The organism is Pseudorhodoferax sp. Leaf274 (assembly GCF_001422445.1).
Taxonomy (GTDB): Bacteria; Pseudomonadota; Gammaproteobacteria; order Burkholderiales; family Burkholderiaceae_C; genus Pseudorhodoferax.
Map to the genome: position 1 here is coordinate 47,545 of NZ_LMNA01000002.1, position 16,590 is coordinate 64,134.

The following is a 16,590-nucleotide window of genomic DNA, read 5'->3' on the forward strand; positions in this document are numbered from 1 at the left end:
GGCGGGCAGCGGCACGCGGAGCGATGGACGCGGGGGCAACATCAGGCGGGAAGCAGGTCGAAGCGGGTCTCGCGCAGCGCTTGCAGCCCGAACTCGTCGAGCAGCTGGCCCAGGCGCTCGGCCGCGCTGCGCTTGCCGCGGCCCTGGCCCTGGCGGCGCGCCACGATCAGCTCGTTCTTGAGGCTGTGCTCCCAGCCCACCAGCTCCGTCACCGTGACCTGGTAGCCGCAGGCCTCCAGGTACAGGCAGCGCAGTACGTTGGTCAGCTGGCTGCCGATCTCGCGCGTGTGCAGCGGATGGCGCCACAGCTCGGCCAGCGGCGTGCGCGCCAGCGCCAGCGCCTTGTGCTGGCGCAGGCTGGCGGCCACCTCGGCCTGGCAGCAGGGCACCAGCACCATGCTGGCAGCCTCCTTCTGCAGGCCGAAGCGGATCGCGTCGTCGGTGGCCGTGTCGCAGGCGTGCAGCGCCGTCACGATGTCGATGCGCGGCGGCAACTGGGCCGAGGCGCCGGCCTCGGCCACGCTGAGGTTCAGGAACGACATGCGGCCGAAGCCCAGCCGCTGTGCCAGCGCGCGCGATTTCTCGACGAGTTCGCCGCGCGTCTCGATGCCGTAGACATGGCCCGGCCGCTGGCCGAACACCAGGTCGTACAGCATGAAGCCCAGGTAGGACTTGCCCGCGCCATGGTCGGCAAGCGTGATCGGCGCATCGGCCGCGAAGCCTTCGCGCATCTCGCGCTCGATGAACTGCACCAAGTGGTAGACCTGCTTGAGCTTGCGGCGCGAATCCTGGTTCAGCTTGCCCTCGCGCGTGAGGATGTGCAGCTCTTTGAGCAGCTCGATGGACTGGCCGGGCCGCAGCTCGGTGGCCAGGGCCGCGGCCAGATCGGGGGCTCCGCGTTTCATGGGGTGTCCTTGGTGGCACCGACACCGAGCGCGGCCCAGCCTTCGGCGCCGAGCTGCTCCAGCGTGGCCATGTTGCGTTCGAAGATGTCGGATGCGTCGGGGAACGCCTCGACGGCGCGCTCCACGCTGTCTTCGCGCAGCAGGTGCAGCATCGGGTACGGCGCGCGGTTGCTGCAGTTGGTCACGTCGTCGGGTGCAGTGCCGGCAAATTGGTAATCGGGGTGGAAGCTGGCGATCTGCAGCTCGCCCACCGCGTCGAGCGCGTCGAGCACGGCGTCGGCCCGGTCCAGGAAGTCGTTGAAGTCCAGAAAGTCGGGCAAGGCCAGCGGCAGCACCAGCAGCGTGGTGTCGCGCACCTCGGCGTCCAGCGCGAGCAGGGCCTGGATCTCCTCGCGCAGCACGGCCTCGACGGCCTCGTCGTCGCGCGCGTCGCTGACGGCCACGTGCAGCTGGCCCTTGGCCACGACGCCCTTGGCGAACGGGCACAGGTTCAGGCCGATCACGGCGCGCTCGAGCCAGCGCTGGGTGTCGGCGCGGACCACATCGTGCGAAGGCATGGCGACGCTCATCCCAGCAGTCGCTGGCCGGTCAGGCGCTCGTGCTCGCGCGCGGCGAAGCGGTCGGTCATGCCGGCGATGTAGTCGGCCACCACGCGGGCCTGCCCCGCCATGCCGGCTGCCGCGGCACGCGCACCGGCCCGCTCGGCGAAGCCGCCGGCCATCTCGGCCGGCGCCTGCTGGTAGGCCGCGAACAGTTCCTGCACCACCGCCTTGGCCCGGCCCGTCACTTCGACGACCTGCGCATGGCGGTACAGGTTGCGCATGAGAAAGCGCTTGAGCTGCTGCGAGGCCTCGCGCATGGTGTCGCCGAAGCCGACCAGCGGCGCGCAGCGGCGTGCCGCATCGGCGCTGTCGGGCCGCGCGCGGGCCAGGGCCGCGCTGCTGGCGCCGATCACGTCGTAGACCTGGGCGCTCAGCATGCGGCGGATGCTTTCGTACAGCAGCCGGCGGCCGGCCAGCTGCGGGTGCTCGCGCAGCGTCTCGCGCCGGAAGTCATCGAACAGCGGCACCTCTTCCAGCTGCGCCATGACCAGCAGGCCCGAACGCACGCCATCGTCGATGTCGTGCGCGTTGTAGGCGATCTCGTCGGCCAGGTTGCACAGCTGTGCTTCCAGGCTGGGCTGGGTGCGCTCGAGAAAGCGCTGCCCCACATCGCCCGGGCAAGCCGCCTCGAGACGTTCGGCGTTGGCACGCGAGCAGTGCTTGAGGATGCCCTCGCGCGTCTCGAAGGACAGGTTCAGACCGTCGTAGCGCGGGTAGCGCTCTTCCAGCTCATCCACCACGCGCAGGCTTTGCAGGTTGTGCTCGAAGCCGCCCCACTGCGCCATGCAGGCGTTCAGCGTGTCCTGCCCGGCGTGGCCGAAGGGCGTGTGCCCCAGGTCGTGCGCGAGCGCGATGGTCTCGACCAGGTCCTCGTTGAGCTGCAGCGAGCGTGCGATGGAGCGGCCCAGCTGCGCCACCTCCAGCGAATGCGTGAGCCGCGTGCGGAACAGGTCGCCCTCGTGGTTCAGGAACACCTGGGTCTTGTAGACCAGCCGCCGGAACGCGGTGGAGTGCACGATGCGGTCGCGGTCGCGCTGGTACTCGGTGCGCGTGGGCGCGGGTGCCTCGGCATGCCGGCGGCCACGGCTCGTGGCCGGGTCGCAGGCGTAGGGAGCCAGCACGCCCTGCATCGTTCAGGCGCAGGAGGCGTCGATGACTTCGCGCACCAGGCTGTCTGGCGCGCCGCGCACCACGGCGCGGCCGATGCCGTCGATCAGCACGAACTTGATCTCGCCAGCCTCGGCCTTCTTGTCCACGCGCATGAGTTCGAGGTAGCGGCCGGCGTTGTCGGCGCTGTCGAGAACGGGACCGACGGTCGGCAAGCCGGCGCGTTCGATCAGTCGCGTGAGCCGCGCCACCTGCCCAGCGTCCAGCAGGCCCAGGCGCTGAGACAGCCGCGCAGCCATGACCATGCCGCAGCCCACGCCCTCGCCGTGCAGCCAGGCGCCGTAGCCCATGCCGGCCTCGATCGCGTGGCCGAAGGTGTGGCCGAAGTTCAGGATGGCGCGCAGGCCGCCCTCGCGCTCGTCCTGGCCGACCACGTCGGCCTTGATCTCGCAGCTGCGCCGCACGGCGTGCGCCAGCGCGGCCGGGTCGCCGTCGCGCAGGGCCTGCACGTGGGCCTCGATCCAGTCGAGGAAATCCGCGTCGGCAATCGGGCCGTACTTGATGATCTCGGCGAGGCCGGCGCTCAACTCCCGCGGCGGCAGGGTCTTGAGCACATCGAGGTCGCACACGACCAGCTGGGGCTGGTAGAACGCGCCGACCATGTTCTTGCCTAAGGGATGGTTGATGGCCGTCTTGCCGCCCACCGAGGAATCCACCTGCGCCAGCAGCGTGGTGGGCACCTGCACGAAGGGCACGCCCCGCATGTAGCTGGCAGCCGCGAAGCCCGTGATGTCGCCCACCACGCCGCCGCCCAGCGCGAACAGCACGGTCTTGCGGTCGCAGCCGCGCGACAGCAGCGCATCGAAGATCAGGTTCAGCGTTTCCCAGGTCTTGTAGGCCTCGCCATCGGGCAGCACCACGGTGTGCACGGTGCCGAAACGCCCGGCCAGCGCCTGCTGCAGGCGCGGCGCATACAGCGGCGCAAGCGTGGTGTTGGTGACGATCAACGCCGCTGCCGCCTTGGGCACGGCGGCATAGGTGGCGGGCTGGTCGAACAGCCTCGCGCCGATGGCGATCGGGTAGCTGCGCTCGCCCAGCGCGATCTGCACCTGGGCCGTGGGGGGGGCGGAAAGGGTGGCGTCCATCAGGGCGCCGAGTGTAAGCCGCCGCCCTCAGCCGCCCTGGCGCTGCACGAGTTCGGCGATGGTGTTGACCAGCGCCGCCGTGGATGGCCGGCCGATGGTGATCACCTCGTGCGCAGTCTCGCGGTACAGCGGATCGCGCTGGGCGAACAGCTCGCGCAGGCGGGCCTGGGGGTCCGCCACCTGCAGGAGCGGCCGCACCTGGTCATGGCGCAGGCGCCGGAAGACCTCCTCCGGCGTGGCGAACAGGTAGAAGACGCGGGTGTTCTCGCGCAGGCAGGCGCGGTTGGCGGGACGCAGCACGGCGCCGCCGCCGGTCGCGATCACGGCAGGGCCGGCGGCCGCGATGTCGGCCAGCGCCTGCTGCTCGAAGTCACGGAAGCCGACCTCGCCCTCGCGCTCGAAGTACTCGCGGATCGAGCAGCCGAGTTGGCGCTCGACCCACTGGTCGGCGTCAACGAAGGGGAGTTGGAGCCGGCGCGCCAGTTGGCGGCCGACGGTCGACTTGCCCGATCCGGGCAGGCCGATGAGTGCGATGTTCAAGAAAATCCGTCAATTGGGGTCGGTACAGGACAGGATGGTACCGAACGGACTGCGGGCACCGGCAGGCGAAACCGTCTCGGTCCCGACGTCGGACGCCAGAATCGGGGTCACGTCTTTGTAGACGGCGCGCGATTCGGTGCCAGCCACCGCACTGCGCGCAGTCAATTCGAATTCGATCCAGCGCGCGTACTGCTCACCATAAGTCAGGCTGAAAGTCGCCCGTCCGCTCGCGTCGGTGGTGACGCTCCCCGGCGCCACGATCACAGGTGCACCAGGCTCCAAGCGACCATTGCCATTGCCGGTGCCGAGCGCAACGGAATCCTCTCCAGCATCGAGCCGCCCGTTGTTGTTGAGATCTTCATTCGGGCACCACAGCCGCGACGCAACCACCCACGCGTTGTTGCCGTTCCACGCCATGAAACCCTTGCCATAGCTGGAGGCCATAACCGACAGCGTGACGGTCTGGTTGGCCACTGCGACACCATTGGCATCGTTGACCTGGAGCGAAAAGGGCTTGGTGTAGGTCGTCTCGTCCAAATTGCCAATCGTATTGCTGGTCGCGATCGAGATGAACAGAGCGCGCGCGCTGACCGTCAGATTCGCCGTGCTTTGAATGGCAGTGCCGGCGACGGTCGCACGGATCTGCACACCATCCGTTGCCGTCGACGAGGGTCCAGGGATAAAGGTGTCGCTGACCTGGCCGTTGGCATCTGTCGTGCCAATGCCGGCGCCCAGCCGGCCGCCACTGGTGTCGGACACCAGCGTGAAGTTGACGGTGCGCCCCGACACCGGATTGCCGGAATCGTCGCGCACCACAGCCTGCAGCTGCGCCTGGTTCGTCGAGCTGCCGGCGGCATTGGGGGGTACCGCTCCCGGGTTGACCTGCAGCACGATGGCATCGGGTGTCGAGGCCGTGAACAGCAGCGGAACGCTGGTCAGCGCGCCGCTGGAGATCTGCGCCGTCACGGTTGCCGGGCCGGCGGTCGAGGATGAAACGTTCACAGCCGCTTCGCCATTCGCATCGGTGGTCGCAGAGCCCGCGGAGACGACGCCGCGCGTGCTGCTGAAGTTCACCACCTGCCCGGCGACGCCAGCGCCTGAGGAGCGGAACCGCACCCGCACCTCGCGCAATGTGTTGACAAACACCTCGGTGCCGGCGCTCGGGCTGACGACCGTGAAGTCCTGGCCGCTGACGACCACGGCCAGGGTGGTCGAAGCTCCTGCGCCGGTCACCGTCAGCACGTCGTTGCCTGCCACATTGGCCACGTAGTTGAAGCTGGCACCACCGTTGGCATCCGTGGTCAGATTGGCCGGGCTCACGTTGTTGCCCAGCGAGGAGCGCACTGCGACGGCAGCTGCAGAAATGGGGTTGCCGCCGCTGTCGCGCAGCGTGACGGCATAGGTGGCCGTGCCGCCCAGCAACACCGATCCGACACCGACCACCGACAGGCCCGTACCGGTCACCGGCACCACGATCGAGCCGGTGATGGTCCCCGCTGTGACCGTCACGCGGATGTCGCGATTGGCACGGTTCGCACCGGTCGCCAGGATCGCGGTCGCACTACCGCTGGTATCTGTCTGGGCCGCTGCGGACTGCAGCACGCCAGAGTCGGCAGCGAAGGCCACAGGCGTATCGGCCATCCCGTTGTTGGCCGCGTTCTTCACGAGCGCCGTGATGGTCACTGTGTTGGCGCTGGCCGACCCCAGCGTCGACGCCGAGGACAGCACCTCCACCCCCGCGACGGCCGGCGTGGTGGTGCCTCCGCCCGAACTCCCACTGCCTGTGGAACTCCCCCCACCCCCACAGGCCGCCACCAAACCCGCCACGGCCACTGCCGCAAGGTATCGCATCCAACGCATAGCTCTTCCCTCTTGTGATTCTGTAGTGCCGTGGACCGCTGCCTCAGCGCCCCGCCATCCGGTCGGCGATCATCTTCGGCGTGATGAACACCAGCATCTCCGTCTTGTTCGACGTGCGCGTGCGGCTCTTGAACAGGTTGCCGGCGATCGGGATATCGCCCAGCAGCGGCACCTTGGTCACGTCGTCGTTCTCGGTCAGCTCGAAGATGCCCCCGATCACCACCGTGCCGCCGTTCTCCACCAGCACCTGGGTCTTGATGTGCTTGGTGTTGATGGCAAAGCCGGCCGAGGTGCTCTGGCCCACGCTGTCCTTGTTCACGTCCAGGTCCAGGATGATGTTGCCCTCGGGCGTGATCTGCGGCGTGACTTCCAGCTTGAGGTTGGCCTTGCGGAACGCGATCGAGGTGGCGCCGCTGGACGTGGCGACCTGGTAGGGCAGCTCCGTGCCCTGCTCGATCAGCGCCTTGGTCTGGTCGGCCGTCACCACGCGCGGGCTGGACACCACCTTGCCCTTGCCATCGGCTTCCATCGCCGACAGTTCCAGCGTCAGGAAGCGCCCCACGCCCTCCCGGAAGATCGAGACCGCGAAGCTGGCCGCCTCCGTCGCGCTGCCCTGCGTCGTGGCCGGCAGGTTGACGAAGTTGCTGCTGGTGTTGATGGCGTTGCCGTTGGCGGCGGCCACGGCATTGCTGTAGCTGGTCCCGGCCACGATCCGGTTGCCGCCGCCCAGGCTGTAGCCGTTGCCGTTGCCGCCACCCAGGCGCACGCCGAGCGACTTGCCGAAGGTGTCGGAGGCTTCGACGATGCGCGCCTCGATCAGCACCTGGCGCACGGCCACGTCGAGCTTTTTGATGAGTTCGTTGACAGCGTCCAGCCGGCTCGCCACGTCGGTCACGAACAGCTGGTTGGTGCGCGGCTCGGGGATCGCCGTGCCGCGCACGCTCAGGAAGCGGCTGCTGCCCGTGCTGCCGGCGCCGCCACCACCACCCGCATTGGTGATCTGCGTGGCGATGTCGGTCGCCCGCGCGTAATTCATCTGGAACGACTGGGTGCGCAGCGGCTCCAGGTTCTCCAGCGCCGCGGCGGACTCCAAGTCCTTCTTCTTGCGCGCGTCGATCTCGTCCTTGGGCGCGATCCACAGCACGCTGCCGCTCTTCTCCATGCCCAGGCCCTTGGCATCCATGATGATCTGCAGCGCCTGGTCCCAGGGCACGTCCTTGAGCCGCAGCGTGACCGAGCCGGTCACCGAGTCGGAGGTCACGACGTTGAAGTTGGTGAAGTCGGCGATCACCTGCAGCAGGGCCCGCACCTCGATGTTCTGGAAGTTCAGCGACAGCTTCTCGCCGCTGAAGCCGGGGCCCTGGCTCAGGCGGTTCGGGTCGACGCGCTGCGGCCGCACCTCGACCACGAACTGGCCTTCGCTCTGGTAGGCGCTGTGCTCCCAGTTGCCGCGCGGCTCGATGACCATGCGCACGCGGTCGCCGACCTGGAAGGTCGAGATGGTCTGCACCGGCGTGTCGAAGTCGGCCACGTCCAGCCGCCGCCGCAAGCCCTCGGGCAGCGAGGAGTTGAGGAACTCCACCACCAGGCTCTGGCCCTGCTGGCGCACGTCCACGCCGACCTGGCTGTTGCCCAGGCCCACGATCACGCGGCCGGTGCTGTCGGCGCCACGCCGGAAATCCAGGTCGCGCAGGGCAGCGCGGCCTTGGGCGCCGGCATCCGGGAACACCGGCGTCGGGCTGGCCGGGAGCGCCGACACCACGGGATCGAGCACGATCAGCACCGAGTTGCCCTGCAGCAGCGCCTTGTACGAGGTGGCCTGCTTGAGGTTGAGCACCACGCGCGAGCGATCGCCCACGCTGAGCACATTGGCCGAGCGCAGATTGCCCTGGTTGATGTCGATGGGCGTGCGCGGCATGGTGCTTGCCACGCCGGCGAAGTCGAGCGCGATGCGCGCTGGCGACTGGATGGCCACGCCGGCCGGCAAGGCGGCCGGGGCTTCGCTCAGGTCGATGCGCACGATTTCCGAGCCGTTCTGCAATGCGCCGGTCACGGCCTGGATGGACGGCACGGCCCAGGCACCGAAGCAGGCCAGCGCCAATCCGCAGGCCGCGAGGCCTCGCGCCAGGATGCCGGACCGGTGGTTGTGCTTGTTCATTTGACTTTCTCCTGCAGCTGCAGACTCGCCGCGCGCTCGATCCACTCGCCGCCGCCGTCCTGCACGATTTCGCGCAGGCTTACCTCCGCTTCGTCGATCTTGGTCACTTTTCCGTAGTTCTGGCCCATGTGTTCGCCCACCCGCACCTGGTAGATCAGGTTGTCGACGCGGACCAGCGCCACCGGCGAGCCGCCGCGGCGCAGGCTGCCGACCATGCTCATCGCATCCAGCGGGAACGCCTCCAGCGGCTCCTTGCGGCGCGCCAGCTCGGGGCCGATCAGGCCGGTGTTGACGGCGCTCGGCGCCGCGTCCTGCCGCAGCACCGAAGCCAGCCGCTGCTGGCTGAAGGGGTCGACGGACGTCTCCTGCGTGTAGGCCTGGGGCACGAACTGCTTGGGTTCGGACAGCGGCGTCACCTTGGGGCGCACCTGGCCGCGCTGCTCTGCCATCCATTGCTGCAACTCGCCCTGGTCGTCGCCCGCGCAGCCGCCCAGCAGCGCCACGGCGGCCAAGAGGAGGCCCACCCAGGCCGGATGCCGCCCGCTCACTTGCCGGCTCCCTTGGCTGCGGGCTTCTGGGCGGCGATCTCGTCGGCGTCCAGGTAGCGGAAGGTGCGCGCCGTGGCGTCCATCGTCAGCGCACCGTCGCGGGCGGGCACGATGCTGATGTTGTTCAGTGTCACGATGCGCGAGAGATTGGCCACGTCGGCCGCGAACGCGCCGATGTCGTGGAAGCGGCCCGTGACCCGCACCGCGATCGGCAGTTCGGCGTAGTAGGGCCGCACCACCACCTGGCCGGGGCGGAACAGGTCGAACTGCAGGCTGCGGCCCAGGCCCGCCTGGTTCACGTCGGACAACAGCGCCGCCATCTCGGCCTTGCTGGGCAGCTGGCGCTCCAGCTGCGTCACGTACTGCTGGATCTGCTCGCGCTGCTTCTTCAGTGCGTCCAGGTTCACGGCCTTGACAAGCCGCGTCTCATAAGACTTGCGCAGTTCCGTTTCCTTGGCCTGCTCGGCCACCAGGTCGTCCTCGAAGCTGCTCAGGTAGGCGAACCAGGCCACCGCCATGACGGCCACCGCGACGAAGGTCAGCAGCAGCACGCGCGGCAGCGCCGGCCACTGCGACGGGTCGGACGGGTGCAGGTTGCGGAACTGCCCTGCGACGCTGGCCTGCAGCGCGCCGAAATCGACGGAGCGGGCCTTCTTGGATTGGGTTGCCATGGCGCTGCTTCTTCAGGGTCGTGCAGCGGCCGGTGCCGAAGCCGCCTTGGCGGCGGCCGCGACCTCGCTGGCACGGACCAGGCGCACACGCAGGTTGAAATTGGCCACGCGCCGGCTGTCGCGCGGCCCCAGGGCCACGTTGCCGGCAACGATCTCGGCCAGGTCCGGCTTGGACAGCCAGGGCGTGTTCTCGGCCAGGTTGCGCAGCAGCTCGGAGATGCGCTCGTTCGACTGGGCCACGCCCTGCAGCGTGACGGCCTGGTCGTCCTGCCGCAGGCTGGTGATGTAGACGCCGTCGGGCAGCTGCTTGACGAGCTCGTTGAGCAGGTGCACGGGCAGGTTGCGGTCGGCCTGCAGGTCTTCGACCGCCTTCTGGCGTGCCGTGAGCGCCGCAATCTCTTGCTCGATCGTGGCGATCTCCTTGATCTGCACGTCCAGTGCCTGGATCTGCGTCTGCAGGAACTGGTTGCGGCCCTGCTGGTTCTCGATGCGCGCCTGGAACCACAGGTAGACCACGCCGGCCACCGCCAGGCCGATCAGGGCCGACACGCCCAGCATCACCTGGAAGGCGTCTTTCCGGGCCTTGCGCGCCGCCTCGCGGTGCGGCAGCAGGTTGATGCGCACAGCATTCATCGGTGCACCCCTCGGCCGGCGCCCACCGCGTGGCGGGCGCGCACCGGAACGACCGTGCGGGCGCTCATGGGAACCTCCGCAGCGCCAGCCCGCAGGAGGTCAGGTAGGCCGGCGCCTCGCGGCCCATGCGCGCGGTGCGCACGTCCTTGCCCATCTCCATGCCGTCGAACGGGTTGGCGAGGTGGCACGGGAACGAAGAATGCAGCGTCACCGCCTCGGCCAGCCCGCCCAGCGGCGCCGACCCGCCGGCCAGCATCACGTGGTCGACCTTGTTGTACGGGGTGCTCGTGAAGAAGAACTGCAGCGCCCGGGCGATCTCCTGCGACAGGCTTTCCACGAACGGGGCGAGCACCGCGGTGGCGTAATCCGGCGGCAACTCGCCGCTGCGCTTCTTCTGCTCGGCCTCCTCGGCGGAGAAGCCGTACTGGCGCACGATCAGTTGGGTCAGTTGCGCGCCGCCGAAGGCCTGGTCGCGGTCGTAGAGCACGTCGCCATCGCGCAGCACCTGCATGCTGGTGGTCATCGCGCCGATCTCGAACAGCGCCACGATCTGCCCCAGGCCTTGGCCCGGCAGCTGCGCGACCAGCCGGCCGACGGCCAGCCGCGAAGCAAAGGATTCGATGTCCAGCACCATGGGTGTCAGGCCGGCGGCCTCGGCCAGGCCCTGGCGGTCCTGCACCTTTTCCTTGCGCGAAGCCGCGATCAGCACCTCGACGTCGCCGGAGCCGCCCGCGCTGGGCCCGATCACGCAGAAGTCCAGGCTGACCTCGTCGAGCGAGAAGGGGATGTACTGGTTGGCCTCGGACTCGACCTGGAACTCCATCTCCTGCTCGGTCAGCCCGCCGGGCAGCGCGATCTTCTTGGTGATCACGGCCGAGGGCGGCAGCGCCATCGCCACGTTCTTGGTGCGCGTGCCGCTGCGCTTGACCAGCCGGCGCAGAGCCTGCGCCACCTCGTCGAACTTCTCGATGTTGCCGTCCGTGATCCAGCCGCTCTCCAGCGGCTCGATGGCACAGCGCGACAGCACGAGGCGGCCTGCGGCGTCATGGTCCAGCTCCACCAGCTTGATGCTGGACGAGCTGATGTCGATCCCCAGCAGCGGGGCCGGTCTACGGCTGAACATCGTCCCCAAAGAGATCAATCAAGGCCCCTGAATTGCTCGGAAATAGCTACAAATGCTGACAAGCTTTATAGATGCTATCAGCAACAGTTTGGGGCGGGAACCGATTGTGTACGCCGCATCGCGTGGGGCGTTGCCAAAAGCCGACGCCCAGGCGCGCCGACCCGCTCGGAATTTGTAACAGCCGGCCTGTGGCACGCGCGCTGCGGGAACGGCGCAGCCGCAGGGGGCAAGGCAAAATGACGGGCCGCGCCCGGCCCCGGCCGGCGCCATTTCGCGAGCCCCTATGCCTTCAAAGTCTTCCCCTGGCGACGCCCCCAAGGCCGCCCCTTCCACCCCGCGCAGCCCGTGGGGCTGGGTCGGCCGTGTGCTGGCTTGGCTGTTGGGCATCGCGGCAGCGGGCGTGGCAGCCGTGGCGCTGATGGTGGCCATCGCCCTGGCGGTCGCCTACCCCAACCTGCCGGACATCTCCGACCTGGCGGACTACCGCCCCAAGCTGCCGCTGCGCGTGTATTCGGCCGACAACCTGCTGCTGGGCGAGTTCGGCGAGGAACGCCGCAACCTGATGCCGATCGCCGAGATCCCCAAGGTCATGAAGGACGCCGTGCTGGCCATCGAGGACGCGCGCTTCTACGAGCACGGCGGCGTGGACTACAAGGGCGTGGTCCGCGCGGCACTGGCCAACCTGGGCAACCTGAAGAGCCAGGGGGCCTCCACCATCACGATGCAGGTGGCACGCAACGTCTACCTGTCGTCCGAGAAGACCTACACGCGCAAGATCTACGAGATCCTGCTGACCTTCAAGCTGGAACACCTGCTCTCCAAGGACAAGATCCTGGAGATCTACATGAACCAGATCTTCCTGGGCAACCGGGCGTACGGCTTCGCCGCCGCATCGGAAACCTACTTCGGCCGCCCGCTCAAGGACATCACCGTCGCCCAGGCCGCCATGCTGGCGGGCCTGCCCAAGGCACCGTCGGCCTACAACCCGATCAGCAACCCCAACCGCGCGCGCGTGCGCCAGCTCTACATCATCGACCGCATGCTGGAGAACGGCTTCATCACCGCCGCCCAGGCCCAGCAGGCCAAGACCGAGGAACTGCGCATCCGCCCGGCCAACGAGGGCGCGCGCGTGCACGGCGAATTCGTCGCCGAGACGGTGCGCCAGCTCATGTACGCGCAATACGGCGACGCCACCTACACGCGCGGCCTGAACGTCTACACCACGCTCCATGCCAGCGAACAGATCGCGGCGTACAACGCGCTGCGGCGCGGCATCATGGATTTCGAGCGCCGCCAGATCTACCGCGGCCCCGAGAAGTTCGTGACGCTGCCGGCCGGTGGCAACGAGCTGGAAGACGCCATCGACGACGTGCTGCTGGGCCACCCCGACAACGGCGACGTGCTGTCCGCTGTGGTGCTGGAGGCGACGCCCAAGCGCATCCTGGCCGTGCGCGGCAACGGCGACGAGGTCGAGATCACGGGCGATGGCCTCAAGCCCGCGCAATCGGGCCTGGCCGCCAGCGCGCCGCCCAACATCAAGATCCGCCGCGGCGCCGTGATCCGCGCCGTCAAGACGCCCAAGAACACCTGGGAGATCACGCAGCTGCCCGAGGTCGAGGGCGCCTTCGTGGCCATGGACCCGCGCAGTGGCGCGGTGCGCGCGCTGGTCGGCGGCTTCGACTTCCAGAAGAACAAGTTCAACCACGTCACCCAGGCCTGGCGCCAGCCCGGCTCCAGCTTCAAGCCCTTCATCTACTCGGCCGCCCTCGAGAAGGGCTTCACGCCCGCCACCGTGGTCAACGACGCGCCGCTGTTCTTCGACGCCGGCTTCACGGGCGGCCAGCCCTGGGAGCCCAAGAACTACGACGGCAAGTTCGAAGGCCCCATGACGCTGCGCACGGGCCTGGCGAAGTCCAAGAACATGATCTCCATCCGCGTGCTGCAGGCCGTCGGCGCGCAGAACGCGCAGGAATGGATCACGCATTTCGGCTTCGAGGCCGAACGCCACCCGGCCTACCTGACCATGGCGCTGGGCGCCGGCTCGGTCACGCCCATGCAGATGGTGGCCGCGTACTCGGTGTTCGCCAATGGCGGCTACCGCGTGAACCCCTGGCTCGTGGCCAAGGTGACCGACCACAAGGGCCGCACCCTGGTGGAGACCCTGCCGCCGGCGCTGGACGAGTCCATGCGCACCATCCCGGCGCGCAACGCCTTCATGATGAGCCAGTTGCTCAACGAGGTGACGCTGCGCGGCACCGCCGCGCGCGCGCAGGCCACGCTCAAGCGCCCGGACGTGTACGGCAAGACCGGCACCACCAACGACGCCATCGACGCCTGGTTCGCCGGCTACCAGCCGACGCTGGCCGCCGTCACCTGGATCGGCTACGACCAGCCGCGCAACCTCGGTTCACGCGAGACGGGCGGCGGGCTGTCGCTGCCGGTGTGGATCAACTTCATGGAAACGGCCCTCAAGGGCGTGCCGGTCGCCACGCTGACGGCGCCGCCCGGTGTGGTCAACAGCGGCGGCGAGTGGTTCTACGACGAGTACGCACACAACGCCGGCGTCAACAGCCTGGGCCTGGATGCGCCGCTGCCGAACAGCAGCGGCAACGGCGGTGGCGCAGTGGTGGCCCCGCCGCCGGCCGAGGAGCGCAACCGCATCCTCGACCTGTTCCGCAACTGATCAGGAGAAGACGAGCGCCTGGCCCGCCTGGGCGCTCGCGTCGCTGGACAACTGGGCGAAGAACTCGGCGCCGCCCTTGGTGTCGCGCCACTGCCCGTCGGCGAAGCGGTAGTGGTAGCCACCCGACTGCGCCGCCAGCCAGACCTCGTGCAGGGGCTTTTGCAGGTTCACGACGATCTGGCTGCCGTTGGGAAACGCCAGCGTGACCATGCCGCCCACGCGCTGGTTGTCCAGGTCGGCGTCGCTCTCGTCGTTGATGCGGTCGCAGCTGGCTTCCACGGCCGCGAGAAGCAGCTCGGCACGGTCCATGAATTCGGGGTCGGTCATAATTTTGGGATGTCCTCTATGCCAAAGATTCTAGGTGCGGCCTTGCTGGCGCTGCTGGCTGCAGCATGCGGCCAGAAGGGCAATCTGTACTACGCCAAGGATGCGGCCGCCCGTGACCGGGCTTCGCTGGGCCAGGCGCTGCGCCCGTCGATGGCGGCCTCGGCCACGCCCGCGCCCGAAGCCGAGCCGCTGCCCCCGCTCGCGCCCGCCACCCAGCCCTTGCCGCTGCCCAGCAACTGAAAGCCCGGCGCGGCCTGCGCCATCGAAATCAAGGCCGTTGCAGCTGCAGGCCTGGATTTGCGCATGGCGCACCGCTGTGCGCTTGCATAACATCCCATTCTTTTCGCTGCCCGCACCATGACCCACACGCCCCTGCCCGGCCATCCCCACGTCCACCAGCGCGATGGTGCGCTGCATGTCGAAGGCGTGCGCCTGGCCGACCTCGCGGCCAAGCACGGCACGCCGCTGTTCGTCTACTCCAAGGCATCGATGCTCGATGCGCTGGCCGCCTACCAGCGCGGCTTCGCGGGCCGGCGCGCGCAGGTCTGCTATGCGATGAAGGCCAACTCCACGCTGGCGGTGCTGCAGCTGTTCGCACGCGCGGGCTGCGGCTTCGACATCGTCTCGGGCGGCGAACTCGAGCGGGTGCTCGCGGCCGGCGGCGATCCGGCCAAGGTGATCTTCTCAGGCGTGGGCAAGACCCGCGCCGAGATGCGCCAGGCGCTGGACCATGGCATCGCCTGCTTCAACGTGGAGAGCGCGGCCGAACTGGACGTGCTGGACGCCGTGGCGCGCCAGCACGGCAGCCGCGCCCGCGTGAGCATCCGCGTCAACCCCGACGTGGACGCCAAGACCCATCCCTACATCTCCACCGGCCTGAAGGGCAACAAGTTCGGCGTGGCGCACGACGAGGCCCTCGCGCTGTACCGCCATGCGGCCAGCCTGGCGGGCCTGCAGGTGGTCGGCATCGACTGCCACATCGGCTCGCAGATCACCGACGCATCGCCCTACCTGGACGCGATGGACCGCGTGCTGGACCTGGTGGCCGCGGTCGAGGCGGCCGGCATCCGCATCGAACACATCGACTTCGGCGGCGGCCTGGGAATCGCCTACGGTGCGCCCGGCGACGATGCACCGCCGGCCGCCGACGGGCTGTGGCAGCAGTTGCTGGCCAAGCTCGACGCACGCGGCTACGGCGACCGGCTGCTCATGATCGAGCCCGGCCGCTCGCTGGTCGGCAACGCCGGCCTGTGCCTGACCGAGGTGCTGTACCTCAAGCCCGGCGAACAGAAGAACTTCTGCATCGTCGATGCGGCCATGAACGACCTGCCACGCCCGGCCATGTACCAGGCCTTCCACCAGATCGTGCCGCTGGCCGCGCGTGCGGACGCAGCGGTGGTCTACGACGTGGTCGGCCCGGTCTGCGAAAGCGGCGACTGGCTGGGCCGCGACCGCGCGCTGGCCGTGCAGGCGGGCGACCAGCTGGCCGTGCTTTCGGCCGGCGCCTACTGCATGAGCATGTCCAGCAACTACAACACGCGCGGCCGTGCGGCCGAGGTGCTGGTGGATGGCACGGCAGCGCACCTCATCCGCGCACGCGAGGACGCGCAGGCGCAGATGCGCGGCGAGTCGCTGCTGCCGGGCTGAAACGGCGCCACAGCCGCCAGCCCAGCAGCACGCCGAGGATGGCGGCATAGACCGCCACCTCGGCAAAGTCGTTCTTGCCCGAGCGCATCCAGAAGAAATGAAGGATGGCGAGGCCGGCCACCGCGTACACCAGCTTGTGCAGCGCCTGCCAGCGCTTGCCGCCCAGCGCCTTGATCGCGCGGTTGAACGAGGTGGCCGCCAACAACGTCAGCAGCACCAGGCCCAAAAAGCCGACCAGGATGAAGGGCCGCTTGGCGATGTCGGCGGCGATGTCGGGCACGTCGAAGCCCATGTCGAACCAGGCGTAGCAAAGCAGGTGCATGGCGCCATAGAACCAGCAGAACAGGCCCAGCATGCGCCGAAAGCGTGCCAGGGCCGGCCATCCCGCGAGCTGGCGCAAGGGCGTGACCGCCAGCACGACGCACAGGAATCGCAGCGTCCAGTCGCCGGTGGCGCGGATCAGGTGCTCGGCCGGGTTGGCGCCCAGCGTGTTGGCGAAGGCACCCCAGGTCAGCCAGGCCAACGGCAGCAGGCACAGCGCGAACACCAGCGGCTTGGCCGCAGGATGCAGCAGCGCCTTCATGTCAGCGGCGCCCGGCCGATCCGAAGCCGCTGACGTGCCCCCTCGGGGGCCAGCGATA

General features: G+C 68.8%; 16 protein-coding genes. 3 read left to right on the top strand and 13 right to left on the bottom strand.

Annotation, left to right across the window (positions count from 1 at the left end; translation table 11 throughout):
• Positions 1 to 41 precede the first annotated feature (41 nt).
• From ASF44_RS05810 to ASF44_RS05860, 11 genes are all read right to left on the bottom strand, one after another.
• Entirely contained in the window at positions 42 to 905 is an 864-nt protein-coding gene (locus tag ASF44_RS05810; protein ID WP_056898271.1) for an SAM-dependent methyltransferase, read from the bottom strand.
• Entirely contained in the window at positions 902 to 1,462 is a 561-nt protein-coding gene (locus tag ASF44_RS05815) for a DUF1415 domain-containing protein (RefSeq protein ID WP_235579140.1), read from the bottom strand. The genes ASF44_RS05810 and ASF44_RS05815 overlap by 4 nt, the downstream gene beginning before the upstream one ends.
• Positions 1,463 to 1,470: 8 nt before the next feature.
• Complete coding sequence (locus ASF44_RS05820; protein WP_056898273.1) at positions 1,471 to 2,637, bottom strand: deoxyguanosinetriphosphate triphosphohydrolase; 1,167 nt, start codon at positions 2,635 to 2,637, stop codon at positions 1,471 to 1,473.
• Positions 2,638 to 2,640: 3 nt separating this feature from the next.
• A complete protein-coding gene (gene aroB, locus ASF44_RS05825) occupies positions 2,641 to 3,759 on the bottom strand; it encodes a 3-dehydroquinate synthase (protein WP_056898274.1) in 1,119 nt (372 codons plus the stop codon).
• A 27-nt stretch (positions 3,760 to 3,786) separates the two neighbouring features.
• Positions 3,787 to 4,299, bottom strand: a complete 513-nt coding sequence (locus tag ASF44_RS05830; RefSeq protein WP_056898275.1) for a shikimate kinase — start codon at positions 4,297 to 4,299, stop codon at positions 3,787 to 3,789.
• A 9-nt stretch (positions 4,300 to 4,308) separates the two neighbouring features.
• Positions 4,309 to 5,982 (bottom strand): Ig-like domain-containing protein, encoded by a 1,674-nt coding sequence (locus ASF44_RS05835; protein ID WP_235579142.1) that lies wholly within the window; start codon positions 5,980 to 5,982, stop codon positions 4,309 to 4,311.
• Between the two features lie 220 nt (positions 5,983 to 6,202).
• On the bottom strand, positions 6,203 to 8,317 hold the full coding sequence (gene pilQ / locus ASF44_RS05840) for a type IV pilus secretin PilQ (RefSeq protein WP_056898277.1): 2,115 nt from the start codon (positions 8,315 to 8,317) through the stop codon (positions 6,203 to 6,205).
• Entirely contained in the window at positions 8,314 to 8,865 is a 552-nt protein-coding gene (locus ASF44_RS05845; protein WP_056898278.1) for a pilus assembly protein PilP, read from the bottom strand. Before ASF44_RS05845 ends, pilQ begins: the two co-directional genes overlap by 4 nt.
• On the bottom strand, positions 8,862 to 9,536 hold the full coding sequence (locus ASF44_RS05850; protein WP_056898279.1) for a type 4a pilus biogenesis protein PilO: 675 nt from the start codon (positions 9,534 to 9,536) through the stop codon (positions 8,862 to 8,864). The genes ASF44_RS05845 and ASF44_RS05850 overlap by 4 nt, the downstream gene beginning before the upstream one ends.
• A 12-nt stretch (positions 9,537 to 9,548) precedes the next feature.
• On the bottom strand, positions 9,549 to 10,169 hold the full coding sequence (locus tag ASF44_RS05855) for a PilN domain-containing protein (RefSeq protein ID WP_056898280.1): 621 nt from the start codon (positions 10,167 to 10,169) through the stop codon (positions 9,549 to 9,551).
• 64 nt (positions 10,170 to 10,233) lie between these two features.
• Positions 10,234 to 11,292 (bottom strand): pilus assembly protein PilM, encoded by a 1,059-nt coding sequence (locus ASF44_RS05860; RefSeq protein WP_369820903.1) that lies wholly within the window; start codon positions 11,290 to 11,292, stop codon positions 10,234 to 10,236.
• 283 nt (positions 11,293 to 11,575) lie between these two features.
• On the opposite strand from ASF44_RS05860, the gene ASF44_RS05865 reads away from it, so the two are divergent.
• Complete coding sequence (locus ASF44_RS05865) at positions 11,576 to 13,975, top strand: penicillin-binding protein 1A (protein WP_056898282.1); 2,400 nt, start codon at positions 11,576 to 11,578, stop codon at positions 13,973 to 13,975.
• On the opposite strand, the gene cyaY is transcribed toward ASF44_RS05865, so the two are convergent.
• On the bottom strand, positions 13,976 to 14,302 hold the full coding sequence (gene cyaY / locus ASF44_RS05870) for an iron donor protein CyaY (RefSeq protein WP_056898283.1): 327 nt from the start codon (positions 14,300 to 14,302) through the stop codon (positions 13,976 to 13,978).
• A gap of 18 nt (positions 14,303 to 14,320) precedes the next feature.
• On the opposite strand from cyaY, the gene ASF44_RS05875 reads away from it, so the two are divergent.
• Positions 14,321 to 14,542, top strand: a complete 222-nt coding sequence (locus ASF44_RS05875; protein WP_156374371.1) for a hypothetical protein — start codon at positions 14,321 to 14,323, stop codon at positions 14,540 to 14,542.
• Positions 14,543 to 14,659: 117 nt separating this feature from the next.
• On the top strand, positions 14,660 to 15,949 hold the full coding sequence (gene lysA / locus ASF44_RS05880) for a diaminopimelate decarboxylase (protein WP_056898285.1): 1,290 nt from the start codon (positions 14,660 to 14,662) through the stop codon (positions 15,947 to 15,949).
• Here lysA and ASF44_RS05885 read toward each other — a convergent pair.
• Positions 15,888 to 16,532, bottom strand: a complete 645-nt coding sequence (locus ASF44_RS05885) for a sulfite oxidase heme-binding subunit YedZ (protein WP_056898286.1) — start codon at positions 16,530 to 16,532, stop codon at positions 15,888 to 15,890. The genes lysA and ASF44_RS05885 overlap by 62 nt on opposite strands.
• Positions 16,533 to 16,590: the final 58 nt, after the last annotated feature.